This is a genomic window from Halanaerobium sp. ST460_2HS_T2 (genome assembly GCF_003337665.1).
Lineage (GTDB): Bacteria > Bacillota > Halanaerobiia > Halanaerobiales > Halanaerobiaceae > Halanaerobium > Halanaerobium kushneri.
The window spans coordinates 81,878-102,709 of the sequence record NZ_QPJF01000002.1 but is presented as its reverse complement, the minus strand read 5'-3'; the positions used below and the strand labels follow the sequence as shown (position 1 = coordinate 102,709).

At 31.9% G+C, this 20,832-nt stretch carries 18 protein-coding genes; 16 read left to right on the top strand and 2 right to left on the bottom strand.

The features are described from left to right. Positions 1-163 precede the first annotated feature (163 nt). From DFR80_RS01930 to DFR80_RS01880, 11 genes are all read left to right on the top strand, one after another. The gene (locus DFR80_RS01930; protein WP_076545088.1) at positions 164-844 is read left to right on the top strand and encodes a response regulator transcription factor; all 681 of its coding nucleotides are present in this window, start codon (positions 164-166) and stop codon (positions 842-844) included. Next, positions 837-2,222, top strand: coding sequence for a cell wall metabolism sensor histidine kinase WalK (locus tag DFR80_RS01925; RefSeq protein WP_076545086.1), 1,386 nt, complete (start codon positions 837-839; stop codon positions 2,220-2,222). The genes DFR80_RS01930 and DFR80_RS01925 overlap by 8 nt, the downstream gene beginning before the upstream one ends. 14 nt (positions 2,223-2,236) lie before the next feature. Further along, the gene (locus DFR80_RS01920; protein ID WP_076545084.1) at positions 2,237-2,557 is read left to right on the top strand and encodes a hypothetical protein; all 321 of its coding nucleotides are present in this window, start codon (positions 2,237-2,239) and stop codon (positions 2,555-2,557) included. Between the two features lie 5 nt (positions 2,558-2,562). Continuing rightward, on the top strand, positions 2,563-3,618 hold the full coding sequence (locus DFR80_RS01915) for a V-type ATPase subunit (protein WP_076545082.1): 1,056 nt from the start codon (positions 2,563-2,565) through the stop codon (positions 3,616-3,618). A gap of 2 nt (positions 3,619-3,620) precedes the next feature. After that, positions 3,621-5,540, top strand: a complete 1,920-nt coding sequence (locus tag DFR80_RS01910; protein WP_114489068.1) for a V-type ATP synthase subunit I — start codon at positions 3,621-3,623, stop codon at positions 5,538-5,540. A 135-nt stretch (positions 5,541-5,675) separates the two neighbouring features. After that, entirely contained in the window at positions 5,676-6,035 is a 360-nt protein-coding gene (locus DFR80_RS01905; RefSeq protein WP_199505753.1) for an ATP synthase subunit C, read from the top strand. A gap of 10 nt (positions 6,036-6,045) precedes the next feature. Further along, positions 6,046-6,357, top strand: coding sequence for a V-type ATP synthase subunit F (locus DFR80_RS01900; protein WP_076545077.1), 312 nt, complete (start codon positions 6,046-6,048; stop codon positions 6,355-6,357). A 147-nt stretch (positions 6,358-6,504) separates the two neighbouring features. Continuing rightward, positions 6,505-7,122, top strand: a complete 618-nt coding sequence (locus DFR80_RS01895; protein WP_076545075.1) for a V-type ATP synthase subunit E — start codon at positions 6,505-6,507, stop codon at positions 7,120-7,122. A gap of 26 nt (positions 7,123-7,148) precedes the next feature. After that, entirely contained in the window at positions 7,149-8,918 is a 1,770-nt protein-coding gene (locus DFR80_RS01890; RefSeq protein ID WP_076545074.1) for a V-type ATP synthase subunit A, read from the top strand. Between the two features lie 17 nt (positions 8,919-8,935). Then, positions 8,936-10,330 carry a V-type ATP synthase subunit B gene (locus tag DFR80_RS01885; RefSeq protein ID WP_076545072.1) on the top strand — a complete coding sequence of 465 codons (1,395 nt, stop codon included), beginning with the start codon at positions 8,936-8,938 and terminating at the stop codon, positions 10,328-10,330. Further along, the gene (locus tag DFR80_RS01880; protein WP_076545164.1) at positions 10,317-10,931 is read left to right on the top strand and encodes a V-type ATP synthase subunit D; all 615 of its coding nucleotides are present in this window, start codon (positions 10,317-10,319) and stop codon (positions 10,929-10,931) included. The genes DFR80_RS01885 and DFR80_RS01880 overlap by 14 nt, the downstream gene beginning before the upstream one ends. A 50-nt stretch (positions 10,932-10,981) precedes the next feature. Here DFR80_RS01880 and DFR80_RS01875 read toward each other — a convergent pair whose 3' ends face one another. Beyond that, positions 10,982-12,346 (bottom strand): MATE family efflux transporter, encoded by a 1,365-nt coding sequence (locus tag DFR80_RS01875; protein ID WP_076545071.1) that lies wholly within the window; start codon positions 12,344-12,346, stop codon positions 10,982-10,984. A 160-nt stretch (positions 12,347-12,506) separates the two neighbouring features. Between DFR80_RS01875 and lspA the strand changes: the two genes are divergently transcribed. From lspA to DFR80_RS01850, 5 genes are all read left to right on the top strand, one after another. Continuing rightward, on the top strand, positions 12,507-12,965 hold the full coding sequence (gene lspA, locus DFR80_RS01870; protein ID WP_076545069.1) for a signal peptidase II: 459 nt from the start codon (positions 12,507-12,509) through the stop codon (positions 12,963-12,965). After that, positions 12,966-13,877 carry an RluA family pseudouridine synthase gene (locus DFR80_RS01865; protein WP_076545067.1) on the top strand — a complete coding sequence of 304 codons (912 nt, stop codon included), beginning with the start codon at positions 12,966-12,968 and terminating at the stop codon, positions 13,875-13,877. It begins immediately after the preceding gene. Between the two features lie 56 nt (positions 13,878-13,933). After that, positions 13,934-15,136 carry an FprA family A-type flavoprotein gene (locus DFR80_RS01860; protein WP_076545066.1) on the top strand — a complete coding sequence of 401 codons (1,203 nt, stop codon included), beginning with the start codon at positions 13,934-13,936 and terminating at the stop codon, positions 15,134-15,136. Between the two features lie 236 nt (positions 15,137-15,372). Then, entirely contained in the window at positions 15,373-17,442 is a 2,070-nt protein-coding gene (gene fusA / locus DFR80_RS01855) for an elongation factor G (RefSeq protein ID WP_233493667.1), read from the top strand. A gap of 97 nt (positions 17,443-17,539) precedes the next feature. After that, on the top strand, positions 17,540-19,045 hold the full coding sequence (locus DFR80_RS01850) for a copper homeostasis protein CutE (protein ID WP_114489067.1): 1,506 nt from the start codon (positions 17,540-17,542) through the stop codon (positions 19,043-19,045). Here DFR80_RS01850 and DFR80_RS01845 read toward each other — a convergent pair. After that, positions 19,042-20,793 (bottom strand): NFACT family protein, encoded by a 1,752-nt coding sequence (locus DFR80_RS01845; RefSeq protein ID WP_076545061.1) that lies wholly within the window; start codon positions 20,791-20,793, stop codon positions 19,042-19,044. The two genes, DFR80_RS01850 and DFR80_RS01845, sit on opposite strands and share 4 nt — an antisense overlap. Positions 20,794-20,832 lie beyond the last annotated feature (39 nt).

Sequence of the window (20,832 nt, the reverse complement as noted above, 5' to 3'; positions counted from 1 at the left end):
ATAAATAGGAAATCAAAAAAATATAACATGTTTTAAATAAAATGTTAAGATTTGTCTTTTGAGATAAAGGATTTATTATCTAAAAGTATAAATTAATAATAAGGGATACTTTATTCCAGTCATTTATAAAAATTGTAAACTTTAGATTGAAGGAAGTGTTTTAATGAAAATTCTTATTGTAGAGGATGAAAAAGATTTAGCTAAAATAATAAAAAAAAGATTAGAAAGAGAAAACTATACAGCTGATATTGTTTATGATGGTGAAGAAGCAATTGATAAAACTATTGTTAATGAGTATGATCTAATTATTTTAGATATTATGATTCCTAAAAAAAGTGGACTGGAAGTATTAAGAGAATTAAGAGATTGGGAGGATAAAACCCCTGTACTTATTTTAACTGCCAGAGATAGTCTGGAAGATAAGGTTAAAGGCTTAAATATGGGAGCAGATGATTATTTAACCAAACCTTTTGCTTTTGAAGAACTTACTGCGAGAATAAAAACAATTTTTAGAAGAGGGGTTAAAGAACACAGTAATATTTTAAAAAATGGAGATTTGATTTTAAATACTATTGACTATTCAGTTAAGAGAGCAGATAAAGTAATTGAACTTACCAGCAAAGAATATGCTGTTTTAGAATATTTAATGAGAAATCGAGGCCATATATTAAGTAGATCTCAGATAGAAGAACATGTCTGGGGTTATATGAGTGGTAATAACACCAACATTGTTGATGTTTATATAAGATTTTTAAGAAAAAAAATTGATGATCAGCACGAGATAAAGCTGCTGGAGACTGTTCGAGGTCGTGGATATAGAATGAAGGTTATCAAAGATGAATAAGACTTTTACTTATAAAAATTATTCCTTAAAATTTAATTTAACAGTCTGGTATATGATCATTTTGTTTCTGGTCTTAATCATTTTTAGCTCAATCTTGTATTTTTATTTAGAAGACCAGTTAAAAGAAGAAGTATATAATTTATTAGAAATCGAAATAACCAAAATAAAGGCAGATTTTATAAATGATGATAAAATATTAAATAATACTGGTGATCAAAATATTAAAGCCTTTTTTTATAATAATCAGGGAGAGTTGCTAAATGATAACTCTAAAGAGGGCTTAATTAATAATATTATTTCTGCTGACTATAATGAAAAATTTACAATTAAAGAATATAAAGATCAAAAGTGGGCGCTGCTGACTGAGGCTTATAATTTAGATAATTCTAAATCTTCCGCTTCTAATGGTTATATTACTCTTCTTTATTCTTTTAATAAGGAAGATAAAATGCTGGATAAGTTAATAATAATTTTAATATTTATGATTCCACTGACTCTACTTTTTGCCAGTGGGGGTGGATATTTTTTGGCAAGGCAGGCTTTAAAAGCAATTGATATAATCTCTTCAACTGCTGAAAAGATAAGTCAGAACAATCTCTCCCAGAGAATAGATATTCCAGAAAGTCGTGAAGATGAAATAGGAAGGCTGGGTAAAACATTAAATAACTTACTGGACAGACTTGAGACATCTTTTTTCAGGCAGAAACAATTTAATGCAGATGTTTCCCACGAATTAAAGACCCCAATTTCTGTTATTAGAGCTCAGGTTGAGGAAGCACTGGATTCAGATCAAAAATTAACTTCTGAACAAAAGGATATTTTGACTACAATAAAAAAACAAATTGATCAGTTAAATAATTTGATTTCTCAGATGCTAATTTTGGCCAAGGCAGATGAAAAAAATTTTACTCTGGAAAAAGAAAAATTTGATCTGGAGATTGTTATTGATACAGTAATAGAAGAAATGAATAATTTAGCTGCTGAAAAAAATATTTTAATTACAAAAAAAATAATTGGAGAAAACAATTTTAGAATCAAAGCTGATTTGAGTTTGATTACTCAGTTATTATTAAATCTGGTAGATAATGCAATAAAGTATACCCCTAATGAAGGGAAAATTAAAATCACTTTAAAAAATCTTGATAATTATTATGAAATTAATATCCTTGATAATGGGATAGGAATTCCTAAAAAAGATTTGAATAATATCTTTAAACGTTTTTATAGAGTTGATAAATCCAGGTCAAGAGATTATGGTGGTACCGGTCTTGGACTTTCAATCTGCAGCTGGATCGTTAAAGTTCATGGGGGAGAAATAAATGTTGAAAGCTCTCTTAGAAATGGTACTAAATTCAGGGTAATGTTACCTAAAAAATAAGGGAGGTGATTAATTTGCAGGAAGAATTAATCGAAAAAGTTATAAACATTGAGCAGCAGGCACAGGGTTTGAAAGATGATCTGGCAGAGGAAATTAAAGAATTAGAAGAAAAATATGAAAAAAGAATGGCTCGGGAAGAAAAAGTGAAGATTGAAGAAAGTAAAAAGGAAGGGGAAGAGATACTCGCAGAAAGTAAAGCTGGAGCAGAAAGATTTGCGGCAAATTTGGAAGAAGAAAGTAAAAATGAGATCAAAAAGATTGAAAATGACTATCAAAAAGTGAAAGCTGATTTATTAAAGAAATATTTTGATAAAATAATTAGTTCAGGAAGGTGAAAATAATGCCAGCTTTTTTTCAGTATCCGGCTGTAAATGCAAAATTAAAAGCTTTAAGTAGCAGTATGCTTAAAGAAAAAGACTTTCAAAAGTTAATAGAGTTAAACTCTGTTCAGGAAGCTTTTAATTATCTTTATAACAATACCTATTATCAAAAACATTTAGAAGAATTTTCAGGTCAGGAAATTCACCGGCGGCAGCTTGAACTTAATCTTAAGAAAAGTCTTGTGCTTTCAGAAGATTTTCTGAAAAAATATGTAAGCTCTGACTTGAAAAGTTTTATTGAGCATTATTTTAAAAAATTTGAAATCGAAGATTTAAAAATCATTTTAAGAACTATTTTAATGGATAGTGAAGAGAGTTATCTTACTGATAATTTAATATATATAGATCGAAATAAAAAAATTGATTTTAATAATCTTATTCAGGCGTCTTCTTACAATGAGATTAAAAAAGTACTAAAAAATCTTCATTATTCCGAAATTTTAGATGAATTTTCGGATCAGTATCAGAAAAACAAAAATTTATTTCCAATTGAAATGACTTTAGATTTTTATTATTTTTCGGAACTTAATAAACTGGCTGAGAACTTTTCCAGTAAAGATAAAAAGTATTTTGAGGAAATCATTGGAACCCACATTGATTTACTTAATATCCAGTGGGTTTATAGAATTAAAAGATATTATAATTTATCATCAGGTGAAATTTTAAATTATATTATTCCTTATCATTTTAAAGTTAAAAGAAAAGAACTGCAAAATATGAGTCAGGAAAATAAGTCGGAAAATTTAGTAAAACATATTGCTTATCAACCATATCAGCAGCTTTTAGAGAAAGCTATTAAAGATGAAAATGTTATTTTTGAAAGATTCTTTTTGAACCATATTTTTAAAAAATTACAGCAGATTAAAACAGAAAGCTTTTTTACGATCTCTAATATACTGGCTTATTTATATATTAGAGAATATGAATTAAGAGATATAATTACTGTTCTGGAGGGAATTAGATATTCACTTCCTAAAGACAGGATTAAAAATTTCTTAATTCGAAAGGAGGTGTGATTTTGGGAATTAAAAAAATGAAAAAGTTTCAGATTCTCGGTTTAAAAAGAGATATTGATTCTATAACTGAGGAGATGATGAGAAATAGTGAGATAGAACTTTTGAAAACTGAAAAATATCATAAAAATTTTAAAAGCAGTCAAATAAAAAACTCTTATAAGTCTTGCTTTAATGAATTGGATCGGATGCTTGATAGTTTGAATTTAAGTAAAACAATTGAAAATATTGATTTTGATCAGCTCAATAAAGTTAATCTAGAGAAATTCAAGGATTTTGTTCAACCGATTCAGAAAAAGATTAATAAGCTGGAAAGAATAACCAAAAAACTCGATGCAGAAGAAAAACGCTTAAATAATCTGATTAAACATGTTTATGTTATGAGAAATATTGATATTGAACTTCAGAGCCTAAAGAATCTATCCTATATCACTCTTATTTTTGGTAGTTTAAGTCAGGAAAGATATGAGCGATTAATTGAGAATGTTACGGAAGTACCGGTGCTTGTTCTGGAAGTTAATCGAGATCAGGATCGAGTCTGGTTTTTTACATTTGCTAAAAAGAATTATCAACAAAAAGCACTTGATATTTTGAACTCAGCAAATTTCCAGAGAATTGAATTACCTGATAGAGTAAAAGAATCGCCAAAAGAGATATTAAATCAGGCCAGACACAGGCTTGATAAAATAGAAATTATTAGAGACCAAATAAATTTAGAATTTAAAAAACTGAAGCATCGTCATCAAAATCAGCTGTTAGATTATTATCAGCAGATGCTGGTTTTTAATAAAATTACAGATGTTAATAATAGTTATTATGGGGAAAGCAATTATTTTTTCATTACAACTGGCTGGATAAGTGAAGAAAATGAAAAAGAATTTGAAAAACTGATTTCAGATAATTATACAAAAGTAATATACAGCAGCCAGGAAGTAAAAAATGCTGAAGAGGAAAATCCCCCAACAATTATTGAAAATCCAGAGTGGATAAAATCTTTCACATCTCTGGTTAAGCTTTACGGTCTGCCTAAATACGGGGAAATTGATCCATCACTATTTTTTGCTCTGAGTTATATTTTATTATTTGGGATAATGTTTGGAGACTTAGGCCAGGGTTTTGTTTTTGTAAGTCTGGGCTTTGCTATTTATAAAAATAAAATAGATTTTATTAAAAACAAGGATGCTGCCTATATTTTAATTTCAATTGGATTTTCTTCAATGGTCTTTGGTATATTTTATGGAAGTCTTTTTGGGCTTGAGGACCTGATACCTGCTCTTATAATTAGACCAATGGATAATATTATGTTTTGGCTTGGTTTTACTGTAATGATTGGTATTTTCCTTTTAATTACTTCTATGATTTTCAACTTATTTAATACTTTTAAAAACAAAGATTATACAGAAGCATTATTTTCTGATAGTGGTTTAAGTGGTTTAATATTATATCTATTTTTACTTAGCAATTTAGCCTATTATGGGATTCAGAATAAACTTCTAATGCCAGCACCTGTGATCGCAGCAGTCTTTATAATATTATTACTGCTTATCTTTCTTAAAGAACCACTTGGTAATTTGTTGACAGAGCAGAAGTTTAGTATTGATAAAAAAATATCTGAGTATATACTGGAATCTGCATTTGAACTTTTTGATACAGTTTTAAGTTATTTGAGTAATACCCTGTCTTTTTTGAGGGTTGGAGCTTTTACTTTAAATCATGTTGGACTGTCAATGGCAGTAATTATTTTGTCAGAAATGATAAATAATAATGCTGGTAGCCTGCTGGTTTTAGTTGTCGGGAACATTGTTATTATGATTCTGGAAGGTGTTGTTGTAGGAATTCAAATTTTAAGATTAGAGTTTTTTGAGATATTTGCAAAATTCTACAGTGGCAGTGGAAGAGAATTAAAACCACTTAAGATTGAATAATTTTAGGAGTTATTTAAGCTCTTGATTTTAAAATAACTCGTTAAAATTATAAATATTATGATGGGAGGAAATAAAATGATTTTAACATTAACTTTATTAAGTTTATTTATTACAGCACTTATAGGGGGAATAATTATGTTTAAGAAAACAAATAAGAAATGGTTGAAGTATTCAATTTTAAGTATTAATTTAATTTTATTATTTACTCTGGTGATTCTGGGCTCAAATTTAGCTCTACCAGCAAGAGTATATGCTGCTGATACAGCTGTTAATACATCTTCTAACTTAGGTCTGGGATATCTTGCAGCAGGACTTGCAGTAGGTATTGCTTCAATTGGTGCCGGTATTGCGGTTGGAATTGCTGGCTCAGCTGCTATTGGAGCAATTAGTGAAAAACCTGAAATTTTAGGTCGAGCCTTAATTATTATTGGTTTAGGAGAGGGAATTGCAATTTATGGATTAATAATTTCAATTATGATTCTGGGAAGATTATAGGTGATATAGTATGAAAATATACTGTATTAGCGATAATATTGACACAAATATAGGTTTAAGATTAGTTGGAATAAATGGAGTTGTTATTCATGAAAAAGAAAAAGTTATAGAAGAGATTAACAGGGTTAGGAAAAAAAATGATATAGGTGTTCTTTTAATTACAAGGAAATTAGCAGAGCTGGTACCTGATTTAATTGATGAACTGAAATTATCTGCAGAACTTCCTCTGGTGCTGGAGATTCCTGATCGACATGTTGATCCTGAGGAAGAGCCAGAATATATTACAAAATATGTCCAGGAATCGATTGGTATTAAGATTTAATAAGGATTAACATTCTTTGCTCGATGCATTAATGCAGAGTTAACCTTTCGTCTATAAAAGAAAACTCAGCATGACATGCTCGATGCATTAATGCAGAGTTAACCTTTCGTCTATAAAAGAAAACTCAGCAAAAGAGGTGAGAGATGAGTGGATATTGCAGAAAAAATTATGGCCATTAAAACTGAGATTATTGATGAAGTTAAGCAGGAAAATAACAATCAGATTGAAAAGAAACGTAAAGAATTACAGAAAAGATACGATAATTTTCAAGAAGAGCTGGATAATAAACAGAAAAATATTATAAATAATTATGAAAATATGGCGGAGCAAAAAAGAGAACAAATAATCTCAAGAGCAATTTTGGAGAAAAAAAATCTCAAGAGAAAAAAACTAAATGATTCGATTAATAACTTTATTCAGGAATTACATGAAAAACTGGATGAGTTTACAGCTGAAAAAGATTATTGTTTATTTATTTTTAATTCTATAAAAGCAGCCGCTAAAGAATTGCCAGATCAGGAGTTTACTGTTTTATTGAGAGAAAAGGACAGTGAATTCAAGTCTGATTTAGAGGAATTGCTGGAAAAAGAAATGGATGATTACCAATTCGAGATGAGACTAACTGAGAAAATTAAATCCGGAGGCTTTATAATTAAAGCAAAAAACAATCAGCAGATGATAGAAAATACTTTTGCGGCTTTAATTGATTCATTTAGGGAAGAGATAGCCATAGAATTAAAGAATAATATTTTAACACAGAAGTAGGATAAATGGATTAGGAGTTGGTGAGTATGGAAAAACAGGGAAAAATAACTTTTATAAATGGCCCGGTTGTTGAGGCTGAAGGTATGTCCGGTTATATTATGCGAGAGCTTGTTTATGTTGGAGAATTAAAATTGGTTGGCGAAATAATTGAACTTGATGGAGATTCGGCTACTATTCAGGTTTATGAAGAAACGAGTGGAATGAAGCCGGGTGAACCAGTGTTTTCTACCGGCCATCCACTTTCAGTTCAGCTTGGTCCAGGTATAATTGGAAATATATTTGATGGTATTCAGAGACCTCTGCCTTTTTTAGAGAAAAAAAGTGGCCCCTTTATAGAAAGAGGTGCCAAAGTCAGTGCTTTAAATCCGGATAAAGAGTGGGAATTGAAAGTTTTGGTTGAAGAAGGTGATTATCTTGAGTCAGGTCAGATAATAGCAGAAATTGATGAGACTTCAGTTATTGTTCATAAAATTATGGTTCCCCCAGGCAAAGAAGGAGAAATCATTGATCTGGTACCTGATGGTAGATATTCTATTGATCATGTAATCGCTAAAATAAAGGATGAAGAAGAAAATATAACTGAAATAAAACTTTATCAGGAATGGCCGATTAGAAAACCAAGGCCTTATAGTGACAGACTTGAATTAGGAGAACCATTACTTACAGGTCAGCGGGTACTTGATACTTTTTTTCCAATTGCTAAAGGTGGTACAGCTGCTATTCCCGGAGGTTTTGGAGCCGGTAAAACAATGACTCAACATCAGCTGGCCAAATGGTCAGATGCAGATTTAATTATCTATATTGGGTGTGGAGAACGTGGAAATGAAATGACGGATGTTTTAGAAGAATTTCCAGAATTAACAGACCCCAAAACTGGTAAATCAATGATGGAAAGGACAGTTTTAATTGCTAATACATCAAATATGCCTGTTTCTGCAAGAGAGGCCAGTATTTATACCGGAATTACTCTAGGAGAATATTATCGCGATATGGGGTATAATGTAGCAATTATGGCTGATTCTACGTCGAGATGGGCGGAAGCTTTGAGAGAAATTTCGGGGCGTTTGGAAGAAATGCCTGCTGAAGAGGGTTTTCCAGCTTATCTTCCAACTCGACTAGCAGAATTTTATGAAAGAGCAGGTTACGTAAAAACTCTTGCCGGTGAAAATGAAGGTTCAATATCATTAATTGGAGCAGTATCTCCTCCAGGTGCAGACTTTTCAGAACCGGTTACTCAGAATACAAAAAGATTTGTTCGTTGTTTCTGGGCTCTCGATAAATCGCTGGCAGCTTCCAGACATTTTCCGGCAGTAAGCTGGCTTGATAGTTATAGCGAATATTTAACAGACCTTGAGCCCTGGTTTAAAGACAACGTGAATCAGGAATGGCTTGAGTTAAGAAGCCGGGCAATGTCTTTATTGAAAGAAGAATCAAGATTGCAGGATATAGTTCAGCTGGTGGGAGAAGATGTATTACCCGATAATCAGCGTTTAATTTTAGAAGTAGCAAAACTGATAAAAATTGGTTTTTTACAGCAGAATGCTTTTGATGATATTGACAGATATTCTGATATAAAAAAACAGTACTGGCTTTTAAAAATAATACTTTATCTTTATGATCAGGCAAAGCCGCTGGTGAAGAAAAGTGTTCCAATCAGTCAGTTAAAAAATAATGAGTTGTTTAACAAATTATTAAGGTTAAAGAGTACAGTCGCTAATGATGAAGTAGATAAAATAAAAGATTTTCAGAATGAAATAGATGATTTTTATCAGCAGCTTGCTGATGATTATCAATAATAGTGGGGGAGTATATAATGTTAAAAAAAGAATATACTGGACTTGCTAATATTAATGGTCCACTAATTGTTGTAGAAAATGTAGATGATGTAGCTTATGATGAAATGGTAGAAGTGACTGCTCCCGATGGTGAGGTGAGAAAAGGGCGAGTTTTACAGGTGGGTTCAAATAGAGCTGTAGTTCAGGTTTTTGAAGGTAGTACGGGTTTAAATATTAACGAAAGTAGAGTTAAATTTCTGCAGGAACCAATGAAAATAGCTTTGAGTAAGGATATTTTAGGCAGAGTTTTTAATGGTGTTGGTGAAGCAACTGATGATGGTGGACAGATTTACTCGGAGAATAAATATGATATAAACTCTAAACCAATGAACCCCTATTCGCGACAGTATCCAAGAAATTATATTCAGACAGGAGTGTCAGCAATTGATGGATTGATGACATTAATTAGGGGTCAAAAATTACCGATTTTTTCTGGTAATGGTCTGCCTCATAATCAGCTTGCTGCCCAGATAACAAGACAGGCAAAATTGGGTAAAGAAGATGAAAAATTCGCAATTGTATTTGTGGCAATGGGAATAAAACATGATGAAGCCAGATATTTTATTAATAGTTTTGAAGAAAGCGGAGTACTGCAGAATGTTGTTATGTATGTCAACTTAGCAGATGATCCTTCTGTAGAAAGAATTATTGCCCCCAGAGTGGCACTGACTGCCGCTGAATACCTGGCCTTTGAAGAAAATATGCATATTTTAGTTGTAATGACTGATATGACAAGTTACTCTGAAGCTTTAAGAGAGCTGTCATCAAGAAGGGGAGAGGTGCCCGGGAGAAAGGGTTATCCAGGTTATCTTTACAGTGATCTAGCCAGTCTTTATGAAAGAGCTGGTATGATTAAAGGACGGGATGGTTCAATAACCCAAATCCCAATTTTAACAATGCCCAATGATGATATAACTCATCCAATACCTGATCTAACTGGTTATATAACAGAAGGTCAGATAGTCTTAGAAAGAGATTTATTTCAAAGAGATATTTATCCACCAATTAATATTTTACCTTCTCTTTCTCGTCTGATGAAGGATGGTATTGGAGCTGAATATACTCGAGAAGATCACGCAGATATATCAAGTCAATTATATGCCGCTTATTCGCATGTTAATGAAGTAAAGTCATTAGCCTCTGTAATTGGAGAAGATGAGCTTTCAGAAATAGATCAAAAATACCTTGAATTTGGCAGTGAATTTGAAGAGGAGTTCCTCAATCAGGATAAAAATACCAGTCGTAACATTGAAAAAACTCTTTCTTTAGCCTGGGATCTTGTTTCAGAGCTTCCAGAACATGAGTTGGATAGATTATCAGAAGAGTTAATCGACAAATATTACAGGAGGAAAGATGAAAATGGAGAAACTTAAAATATCTCCAACTAAAAGCAATCTTTTATCTACAAAAAATTCTCTTGAGCTGGCGGAAGAAGGATATGAACTTTTAGATAAGAAAAGAAATGTTTTAATTAAAGAGATGATGGAAAGAATAGATGAAGCAAAAGAAATACAATCTCAGATCAATCAGTATTTTTATAATGCTTATGAGGCACTGCAAATTGTGGATATTACTCAGGGTATAAAAACTGTTGAAGAAATCGCGGCCGGTATTGATTTAATAGATAATTTAAAGATCAGAACTTACAGTGTAATGGGGGTTGAAATACCGGAAGTGGAGGAACTATCAGAAGAAATATCACCTCACTATAGTTTTTATAAAACTAATCTGGCTTTAGATAGAGCCTATAAAAATTTCCAAAGAGTGGTCTATTTAATCAGTAGACTCGCCGAAATTGAAACCTCTGTTTACAGACTTGCAACTTCAATTAAAAAGACTCAAAAAAGAGCAAATGCTTTAGATAATATTTTAATTCCTCGTTATAAAAATACAGTGAAATTTATAGAAGAACGGCTGGAAGAAAAAGAAAGAGAAGAGTTTTTTAGAATAAAGCTGCTTAAAAAAAAGTTATAAAAAACAACCTCTCTCGGATGTACTGCCCGGGAGAGGTTTATTTTAATATTTTAAGTTTCTGCAAAAAATTCAATTTCAGCCCATTCCATTTTAATAAATCTTCTAATTACTATTAAAGCCACAATTATAAAGGAGATAATTTCGGCAATCCATACCCCTGCTACACCGTAATTTGAGACAACAATTAAGTAATAAGAAAGCGGAATAAAGATGAGCCAGAGTCTAATAATTGTAATATACATAGCACCTTTTGTGTCTCCTGCACCTCTTAATGCACCTACCATAATCACTACAAAGGCGAGAAAAGCCTGGTTTAAAGCCACAATTCTTAAAACAGGAACTGAGTAATTAATGACCTGAGCTTCTGTTGTGAAAATTTTGAGTGCAAAGACAGGGAAAATAAGATAAATTAGGGCCAGTGTTGTTCCCAGTAATGCCCCCATAACTGCAGCAGTCAAACCACTTTTTAATGATTCCTCAGGATTATCTTCTCCTAGATGCTTACCAACAATTGTGGTAGCGGCTATGGCAATCCCAATTGCCGGCATAAATGACAGAGATTCTATATTTAAGAGAATTCTAAATGATGCCTCTGCAGTAGTATCCAGTTTAGAGATGAAAATTCCATTAACAAAAAAAGCTACCTGCATAAAAAGCTGTTCAATACCGGCGGCATAACTTAAACTGATTAGAGGTTTAAATATTTTACTTGTTATTCTCATCCAGCCAGGGTGTAGTTTTAAAACTCCTCTGTTGCTGGCAAATAAAACTAAATAAAGTGCTGCCGCAATAAAGCGGGCGAAAGCTGTTGAAATTGCTGCACCTGCTATACCAAGTTCTGGGAAAATCCAGAATCCTGTAATCAAAATATAGTTTCCAATTATATTTAAAAGATTAGCAATTCCTGTTATATACATTGGTGTTTTGGTATCCCCGGCCCCTCTTAAAGAAGCTGCCGAAGCAAAAGAAATGAACATGAATACCTGTCCAATAGCAATGTATTTTAGATAAGTAGTTCCAAATGCTTTAACAACTGAGGTTATGTCATATACATTCAAAATTAGGTCTGCAAAAAAGAAGGTGAACAAAGTAACAATTATTCCCAAAATTAAATTCAGGGTTAAATTTTCATTCATAATTTTATTCATCCGGTTTTTATTACCTTCACCATAACTGCGAGAAACCATTGCAGTTGCACCTGCATTAAAAGCAGAAAAAACAAAAATTAAAGTAAAAATAATTTGATTAGCAAAGCCAACTGCTGCCAGTGCTTCCTTGCCTATAAAACGGCTAATCATTATTGTATCAGCCATTCCTACCAGAGTATTTAAAGACATCTCCAACATTGCTGGTAGAGCAAGTACAAAAATAGCTTTTGCTCTTCTGCTGCTGTTTTTAGTTAATTTTAATTTCATAATCTTTCATCCTTTGTTTATATTTATATATTTGGATTTGAGAGGACACAAAAATAATCATCCAATTCTTATCTTAGCATATAATTCGCGAATATAAAAGAGTAATTAGTAATTGTCTAAGTTATTTCAATATGTTAAAATTATATTTGGAGTTGAGCTTATGTTCATTGTCATTTTATCTACAGTAATTATCTTAATTGATCAGTTAAGTAAATATTTAATTCGAAGTAATTTTGAGCAGTTTCAAAAAATATTTTTGATCAGAGATTATCTATATTTAACTTTTGTTAAAAATAGGGGAGCTGCCTTTGGTATTTTAAGCGGTCAGCACAGATTTTTTATTCTGATTACAGTATTATTTTTAATATTTATTATTTATCTTTATAAGTGGGAATTATCAGATTCACTCTCTGTAAAAATAGCTCTTAGTTTTTTATTTGGGGGAAGTCTGGGGAATTTGATTGACCGTATGTTAATGCATTATGTGACGGACTTTATTGCTGTAGATTTATTTGATTTTTACCAGCTGCCAGTTATCAATATTGCAGATATATTTATATTTTTTGGAGTCTTAATTTTGATTTTTCAATTAATGATCGACGAAGATAGAGGTGTTTAAATGAAAGAATACAGTTTAGAAGTAGAAAAAAAGGATCAGGGGAAAAGAATTGATAAATATTTAACAGCGGAAATTTCTGAGTTATCGCGATCATTTATTCAAAAATTGATTGAAGCAGAAGAGATCACTGTAAATGGTCATTCAGTTGAAAAAAGTTATGGGATCAATGTGGGGGATTTTGTAAAAGTTAAGGTTAAAGAAAAAGATGCTAAAGTTAAAGCGGTCGAAATGGAGCTGGATATAGTTTATGAAGACCAGGATATAATAGTGATTAATAAAGAGGTTGATCGAGTTGTACATCCTGCACCAGGTCACTACAATGATACAGTTGTTAATGCACTGCTGGCTTATGTCGATAACTTATCAGCAATTAATGGAGTAAAAAGACCCGGGATTGTTCACAGACTTGATAAGGACACCTCAGGGCTGTTAATTGTTGCTAAAAATGATAGGAGCCATAAAAATTTGGCCCAGCAATTTAAAAAAAGAAGGGTAGAAAAATATTATTATGCACTTATTGAAGGAAATCTGGCCTATGAAAAAGGTAAGATAGATGCTCCAATTGGAAGAGATCCAAATGATCGCAAAAAAATGGCTGTTCGTAAAAGAAACAGTAAAAATGCTGTTAGTCGTTTCAAAATCATTGAAGAGTTTAAAAATTATACGCTGGTTGAAGTAAAGATTGAAACCGGTAGAACTCATCAGATTAGGGTTCATTTTTCTTATCTTGGACATCCAATTGTTGGGGATAAAAAATATGGTTCTAAAAATAGTCTTAAAGCTGAAAGGCAGCTTTTGCATGCAAAGAGATTAATTATTAACCACCCAGTAAGTGGGGAAAAAATGGAGTTTGAAGCTGAACTGAAATCTGATTTTAAAGATGTTCTGGCTGAATTAAGAAAAGAAAATTAACTTTACTGCAGGAAAAATTCAATTTTAGAAGAAAATTAATTTAGGAGGCGGTTATTTTGTATAATTCAATTAAGCTTAGCGAAAATGTTCACTGGGTTGGAGTAAATGATAAAGAAACTGACTTATTTGAGTCTTTGTGGCCTCTGCCAGAAGGAATATCTTATAATTCTTATGTGATTAATGATGATAAAGTTGCTTTAATTGACACAGTTAAAATTAATTATACAGATACATATCTGGAGAAAGTTAAAGATGTGATTGGTGATAAAAAAGTTGATTATTTAATTATTAATCATATGGAACCTGATCATTCCGGTTCTATTAAGTCAATGCGAGAAGCATTTCCAGAAATGAAAATTGTTGGTAATGCCAAGACTATGAACTTTTTAGAAGGCTTTTATGGAATTACCGAAGGGACAATGGTAATTGAAGATGGAGATGAACTTAACTTAGGCTCAAGAACACTTAAATTTTATCTGACACCAATGGTTCACTGGCCTGAAACTATGATGACCTTTGATCAAAAAGATAAAATTTTATTTGCAGGAGATGCTTTTGGAGGCTTTGGTTCTCTAAATGGTTACCTCTTTGATGATGAGGTAAATATTGAGTATTTTGAAGATGAAATTAGAAGATATTTTTCCAATATTATTGGTAAATATGGTCCGGTTGTTCATAAAACAATTTCCAGATTGCGCAAGGAAATTGATCAGATTGGAATGGTTGCTACTACTCACGGACTGGTATGGCGAGAGGATCCTGCTCATATTATTGATGAGTATGATAAATGGAGCCAGCAGCAGACAGAAAATGGGGTAGTTGTTGTTTATGGGTCAATGTATGGTAATACAAAAATTATGGCCGAAACTGTAGCGAGATCCTTATCGGAAAATGGTATTGAACAGATTAGATTATTTGATGTTTCCCGGAAAGATATTTCATATATCATTAATGATATATGGAAGTATAATGGTATTGTTTTGGGAAGCTGTACTTATAACACCGAGATTTTTCCTCCCATGGAATATTTACTAAAAAGTTTAGAAAGTAGAAATTTGAGAAATCGTGTACTTGGAATTTTTGGTTCCTACAGCTGGAGTGGTGGAGCTCTGGATCGTCTTAAAGATTTTAAAGAAAAAGTTAACTGCAATCTGGTAGAACCTGTAATTGAATCTCAATTTGCACCGAGTGGCGATATTCTGGAAAAATGTTATTTGTTGGGAGAGAATGTAGCTAGTAAGGTAAAGGAAAATAATTAACTGTTAAATAGGCTTTAAATTAAAAATAAATAATCTACTCTGCAGCTGTTTTATAATTTAAAATAAATAGCCAGAGTAGATTAATTTTTTAAAATAATATTCACAAAATTAAAGGAATTTAAATAACTATTGTAGAAGTAATAAAATACAGAAAATTTTTTAAAGCATAATGTCAGAATATTTAAATCAATTATCCTGACAACAAATCAAATAAACTTCAATAATATGAAAGGCTGGTGGAAAAATTGAGTAAAATTACTAGTAAAGACATTAGAAACTTTTGCTTTATATCACATGGAGGTGCGGGTAAATCAACACTGACTGAAATGCTGCTTTATAATGCAGGTGTAATTGATGAACCAGGCAGTGTTGATAAAGGAAATTCTCATTCTGATTTTAATGCAGTTGAAAAAGAACATAAACACTCAGTTCACAACAGTTACTTTAATTTTGAATGGCATAATAAATTATTTCATTTTATTGACACCCCTGGTTATGCAGATTTCCGCAGCGAGGTTATCAGTGCACTGAGAATGGTGGAAAGTGCTGTCTTGCTGGTTGATGCTGCAGCCGGTATTGAAGTTAATACAGGTTATGTCTGGGAATTAGCGGATAAAAATGATCTGGCAAAAGCTGTGTTTATAAATAAAGTAGATAAGGAAGATGCTGATTTTGATCGAGTTGTCGAAGAACTTCGGTCTACATATGATGACAGTTTTGCAATTGTTACTATTCCTTATTATGAAAATGGTAAATTTGAAGGTATCATTGACTTATTAGATGAGAAACTTTATAAAAATATTGATGGGGAATTAAAATCTTTTCCCGTTCCGGATTCCGAAAAAGAGAGAGTTGAGGATTATGAATTAAAACTGACCGAAGAAATAGTTGAATTAAAAGAAGATTTGATGATTAAATATCTTGATGGCGAGAAAATAACCATTAAAGAGTTAACTAAAGCTTTTGAAGAAGAAGTTGCTGGTGAGGAATTAGTTCCAGTTTTTGCAGGTTCAGCGTTACAAAATTGTGGAGTAGCTAAATTCCTGGATGATTTAACAAGGATTTTCCCGTCAGCATCTGAAGTTCATTCCGATCATCTAGTTAAATCTGGAGAAGTTCTCAGCCCTGAACCAGAAAGCAAATTTAGTGCTCAGGTCTGCAAAACAATGGTGGATCCCTATATTGGTAAACTATCGATTTTTAGAATTTTTTCAGGTAAATTAGAGCGGGATGATATGATTTATATTCCAAATATTGATGAAGAAATTAAAGTTACCAAACTTTATAAACTTAATGGTAAAGATCAGGATAATGTTGATGATCTTACAGCAGGAGAAATTGGCGCTGTGGCTAAATTGGATGAGCTGGTTACCTCTTATACAATGCGTGATCCTGAAACAGATATTTATTATCATGAGCTTGAATTTCCAAAGCCAATGTACAGCAGAGCAGCATATCCAGCTGACGGCATAGATGAAGAAAAAATGGCTTCTGCTTTACAGCGCTACAGTGATTCTGATCCAACTTTTAAAGTTAATTATAATAAAGTGACAAAAGAATTAATTTGTGATGGTATGGGAACTATTCATTTTATTATGATCAAAGAAGAATGTCAGCGCAAATATGATGTTGATTTTACAACTCAGGAACCAAAGGTTGCTTACCGGGAAACTATTCAGAAAAAAGCCGATGTAGAAGAAAAATATAAAAAGCAATCCGGAGGACGTGGACAGTATGGTCATGTGCTAATGCGGGTTGAACCATTGCCTCGTGGAAGAGGATTTGAATTTGAAGAAGAAATATTTGGTGGTGCAATTCCAGGTCAGTATATTCCTGCAGTGGAAAAAGGAATTGTAGATGCAAAAGAAGAGGGAGCTCTGGCAGGTTATCCAGTTGTAGACTTTAAAGTAGTCTTATATGATGGCTCCTATCATGATGTTGACTCTTCCGAAATGGCTTTTAAAATCGCTTCTTCAAAAGCTTTTAGAAAAGCGCTAGAACAGGCCAGATCTGTTTTACTGGAACCAATTATGTCCGTTAAAGTTACAGTACCTCAAGACTTTATGGGAGATATAATGGGAGATTTTAATTCTCGTCGTGGTAGAATTGAAGGTATGGATCCTCAGGATGGAGTACAGATAATTAAAGCAAAAGTACCACAGGCAGAAATGTTTAATTATGCTGTAGAATTGAAATCAATTACAGGTGGTTATGGTTCTTTTGATATGGAATTTTCTCATTATGACAAAGTTCCGGGAGATATCAGTGATAAAATAATAGAACAGGTTAAGAGAGAAAAGTCTTAAACATAAGTAAATAAAATCAGCTCGAATGCATGAGGCCGGCTATTATAGCTGGCCTTTTTTCAGTTTATATTATATAATGATTTCTGGAGGCAGAAATATGGAATTTATTTTAATTATTTTATCATCAATTTTATTTACAGCACCATATTATTATCCAGCTTTATTTTTCTTGAGCTGGTTTGCTTTTATACCCCTAATTTATCTTGTTAATGATTATGATTACAGTCATTCTTTTATAATTGCTTTATTGATTGGTTTTTTGAATTCAGTTTTTTCACTGCACTGGCTTTATCAACCTCTTAATACAGCTCTTAAAATGCCCTTTTCTTTTAATTTAGTTATTTTATTTATTTATTTTTTATTTTCAGCACTTCCGCTTGCTGGCTGGGTGATTATAAACAAATTTCTACAGCCACAAAATTCTTACAGTCCATTTATTGCTGCTTTAAGCTGGACTGTGCTGGAGTATTTTCGATTTGAATTTTTTAATTTTAATCCCTTTAATTATTTTGCCTATACCCAGAGTGCTTTTCCTTTAGTTGTTCAGTATGCTGGTTATGGTGGGGTTTTTTTGGTCTCATTTATTACAGTTTTATTTGCTTCTTATCTGGTTAAAATTTATCTGGAGCCAGCCTGGAAAAAAATTGTGCCCTTAATCTTGATTTTTATAGTGGTGGCAGCTGTTCCTTTTTTTACCAAAACAGATCTGGAAGCAAACATCAGCAGACAGAAAGTTGATTTACTGGTAGCGGATTCTGTTAGAGATGACAGTTTTTTTGATAAAATAGCAAAAGAAATTGATAATCTAACAGATTTAGTTAAAAAAAGTAAAAATGAAGTTATATTTATGCCAGAGAAGAGTATCAGCTTTGATCTGATTAGAAATAATTATTATAGAGATCAGCTTTTTTCCAGATTAAAAGAGAGTTTGGGTACTTCCTATCTTCAGTTAGGAGCAGCAGCTGCTAAAGATCAAAATTATCAGGCAGAAGTATTTAATTCTCTGTTTTTATTTTCCGGAGATATGAAAATGATTAAAAGAACTAATAAGCAGGGCAATATTATGTCAGGAATTAATTTTCCCTATCTTAAAGAAATAAATAGGCTGATGGCTGATTATTTAAACTATAAACCTGACTTATTAAAACAGCCAGTTTCAGCTGCTGAAATTGATGTGAAAAATATAGCTTACATTAATCTTTTTGCTGAAGAAATTTTTATTCCAGTTGTTAATAAAAAAAACAACCAGATTCAGGATATGAATTTAATTGTTAACGTAGCTGCCGAAGAAAAGGCTGCTTCTAAGGTATATAATAATTTAAGCTTTGCAGCTGCTGTTTTCAGGGCTGCAGAAAGCAGAACAGATTTAATTAGAGCAGTAAGTGGAGGTTTAAGCGGCTATATAAATGAACGAGGAAAGGTGCTGGCAAAGACAGAGCTTGCAAATGATATTCTGCCGATTAATTTAACTTTAAGGAAAGAAACAAGTTATTATCAGAAATATCCTCTGAGAATTATAAAAATAATTATTGCCATTTTTATATTAATTGTTATCATTAAGTCAATTGCAGTAATTAAAAATAAATGGAGCAGCAGAAATTAATCTGCTGCTAATTGTTTTAATAATTCTTTGTCAGCTGGATCGATGTAGATTGTCTGATACTTTTCATAATAGACCAGTCCGGGTTTAGCCCCTTTAGGTTTATTGACATTTTCCACAGGCGTGTAATCTATAGGAACATTTGTGGATTCTCTTGCTTTGCTAAAATAAGCAGCAATGGCTGCTGCCTGTCTCAGAGTTTTATCGGGAAGGTTTTTATCAGTGTCTCTTTTTATTATCACATGCGAGCCTGCAATAACTTTGGTATGCAGCCAGATATCACCATTATTAGCCATTTTTTTAGTTAACCTATCATTCTGTTTGTTATTCCTTCCCACCAATATCTGATATCCATCACTGGAAATGAATTTACGTGGGGGTAGTTTTTTACTTCCTTTATTTCTTTTGTTTTGTTTCTGCTTTTTAATATACTTTTCTTCTTTTAATTCTTCTTTTATCTCTGCCAGATCATCTAAAGTTTCAGCCTGCTCAATATTCATACTTACCTGTTTTAAATATTTTTCTTCATGTCTTAGTTTGGCTATTTCTCTTTTTAAATGTTTTACGCTTTTTTTCAATTTATTATATTTCTTAAAATATTTTTGAGCATTTTCAGAAGGAGATTTTGCAGGATCAAGTTTTATTTCTATCTGATTCTGATCTTCACTATAATAATCATTTACCACAGCTTTTTTATCTCCCCGATTAATCTGATAAATATTGGCGGTTATAAGTTCTCCCATTTTTTTATATTTTTTAGCATTTTTACTTTCTTTAAGCTGTTTTTTTAATTTTTTTTGTTTCTTAAGATTTTTGTTTAGATAAGTATTAACTACTTTATTTAATTCTCTAATATTTTTATTTAGTTCTTTATCCTTTAAAAATTCCTCAAAATAATAATCCATCATTTGATCAAGATCATCAAATTCCTCAATTTTTTCGGGGTTTCTGTGATTAAGAATAAAGGCAGAAATGTAGTCTACCTCACCTGTCTTAGTGGCAATTACTGGCCTGTAGACTCCTTTTTTAAATTCGCTAAAAAGATTCAGCATTGATTCGGCAATTTTATCTTTTTTAGAATTAATTAGATTATTATAATTTTCTGCAGGGTCTATTCCAGCTCGATGGACAATTTCGCGGGCTGAATATGGTCCAATACCTCTAAAATTGTACATTACCGCTCTAAAAGCAGCTTGAGAAAAGTCTTCGCTTATAATTTGCCGGAATTCTTCTTTACTGGTAAGACTAAGAGGATTTAATTTATCCTGTGCTGGAGGTTTTTCATATTTTATACCCGGATATAGCTGTCGTTCTGAATTTTGTTTTTCAGTAATTCTTTTCATTGCATCCAGTACCATTTCATTATCATCCAGAAGAATGACATTACTGTATTTCCCCATTAGTTCAGCAATTAACGAGTATTTTTTTCCTCTTTTTTCAATCTCAATTTTAATCATTCTTTCAAAATCCGGCTGTATTATATCCTGAATATATGAATTTTTTAAATATTTTCTGAGCATCATACAAAAATCAGGTGGATAGGAAGGAAAGTCAAAATCAAGCTCAGTTAAATTGATTCTTGCTCCCTGAGGATCAGTAGAAATTAAAAGTTCTAAGTTTTGATTATTATTTCTTAAACGAATAATTAAATATTTTTTATCTATTTGATAAGCCTTTTCAATTCTGGCGCCGATGATTTTTTGCTTTAAATTATCCTTAAGAGCAGATAACATAATTCCATCAAAGGCCATACAGATCACTCCAATCTTTAATATATTTATTTAAGTATA

What these genes read in the sequence shown, in the direction of transcription:
- DFR80_RS01930 (WP_076545088.1), top strand. Translation starts at nt 164, where the DNA reads ATGAAAATTCTTATTGTAGAGGATGAAAAAGATTTAGCTAAAATAATA.
- DFR80_RS01925 (WP_076545086.1), top strand. Translation starts at nt 837, where the DNA reads ATGAATAAGACTTTTACTTATAAAAATTATTCCTTAAAATTTAATTTA.
- DFR80_RS01915 (WP_076545082.1), top strand. Translation starts at nt 2,563, where the DNA reads ATGCCAGCTTTTTTTCAGTATCCGGCTGTAAATGCAAAATTAAAAGCT.
- DFR80_RS01905 (WP_199505753.1), top strand. Translation starts at nt 5,676, where the DNA reads ATGTTTAAGAAAACAAATAAGAAATGGTTGAAGTATTCAATTTTAAGT.
- DFR80_RS01900 (WP_076545077.1), top strand. Translation starts at nt 6,046, where the DNA reads ATGAAAATATACTGTATTAGCGATAATATTGACACAAATATAGGTTTA.
- DFR80_RS01890 (WP_076545074.1), top strand. Translation starts at nt 7,149, where the DNA reads ATGGAAAAACAGGGAAAAATAACTTTTATAAATGGCCCGGTTGTTGAG.
- DFR80_RS01885 (WP_076545072.1), top strand. Translation starts at nt 8,936, where the DNA reads ATGTTAAAAAAAGAATATACTGGACTTGCTAATATTAATGGTCCACTA.
- DFR80_RS01880 (WP_076545164.1), top strand. Translation starts at nt 10,317, where the DNA reads ATGGAGAAACTTAAAATATCTCCAACTAAAAGCAATCTTTTATCTACA.
- DFR80_RS01875 (WP_076545071.1), bottom strand. Translation starts at nt 12,346, where the DNA reads ATGAAATTAAAATTAACTAAAAACAGCAGCAGAAGAGCAAAAGCTATT.
- lspA (WP_076545069.1), top strand. Translation starts at nt 12,507, where the DNA reads ATGTTCATTGTCATTTTATCTACAGTAATTATCTTAATTGATCAGTTA.
- DFR80_RS01865 (WP_076545067.1), top strand. Translation starts at nt 12,966, where the DNA reads ATGAAAGAATACAGTTTAGAAGTAGAAAAAAAGGATCAGGGGAAAAGA.
- DFR80_RS01850 (WP_114489067.1), top strand. Translation starts at nt 17,540, where the DNA reads ATGGAATTTATTTTAATTATTTTATCATCAATTTTATTTACAGCACCA.
- DFR80_RS01845 (WP_076545061.1), bottom strand. Translation starts at nt 20,793, where the DNA reads ATGGCCTTTGATGGAATTATGTTATCTGCTCTTAAGGATAATTTAAAG.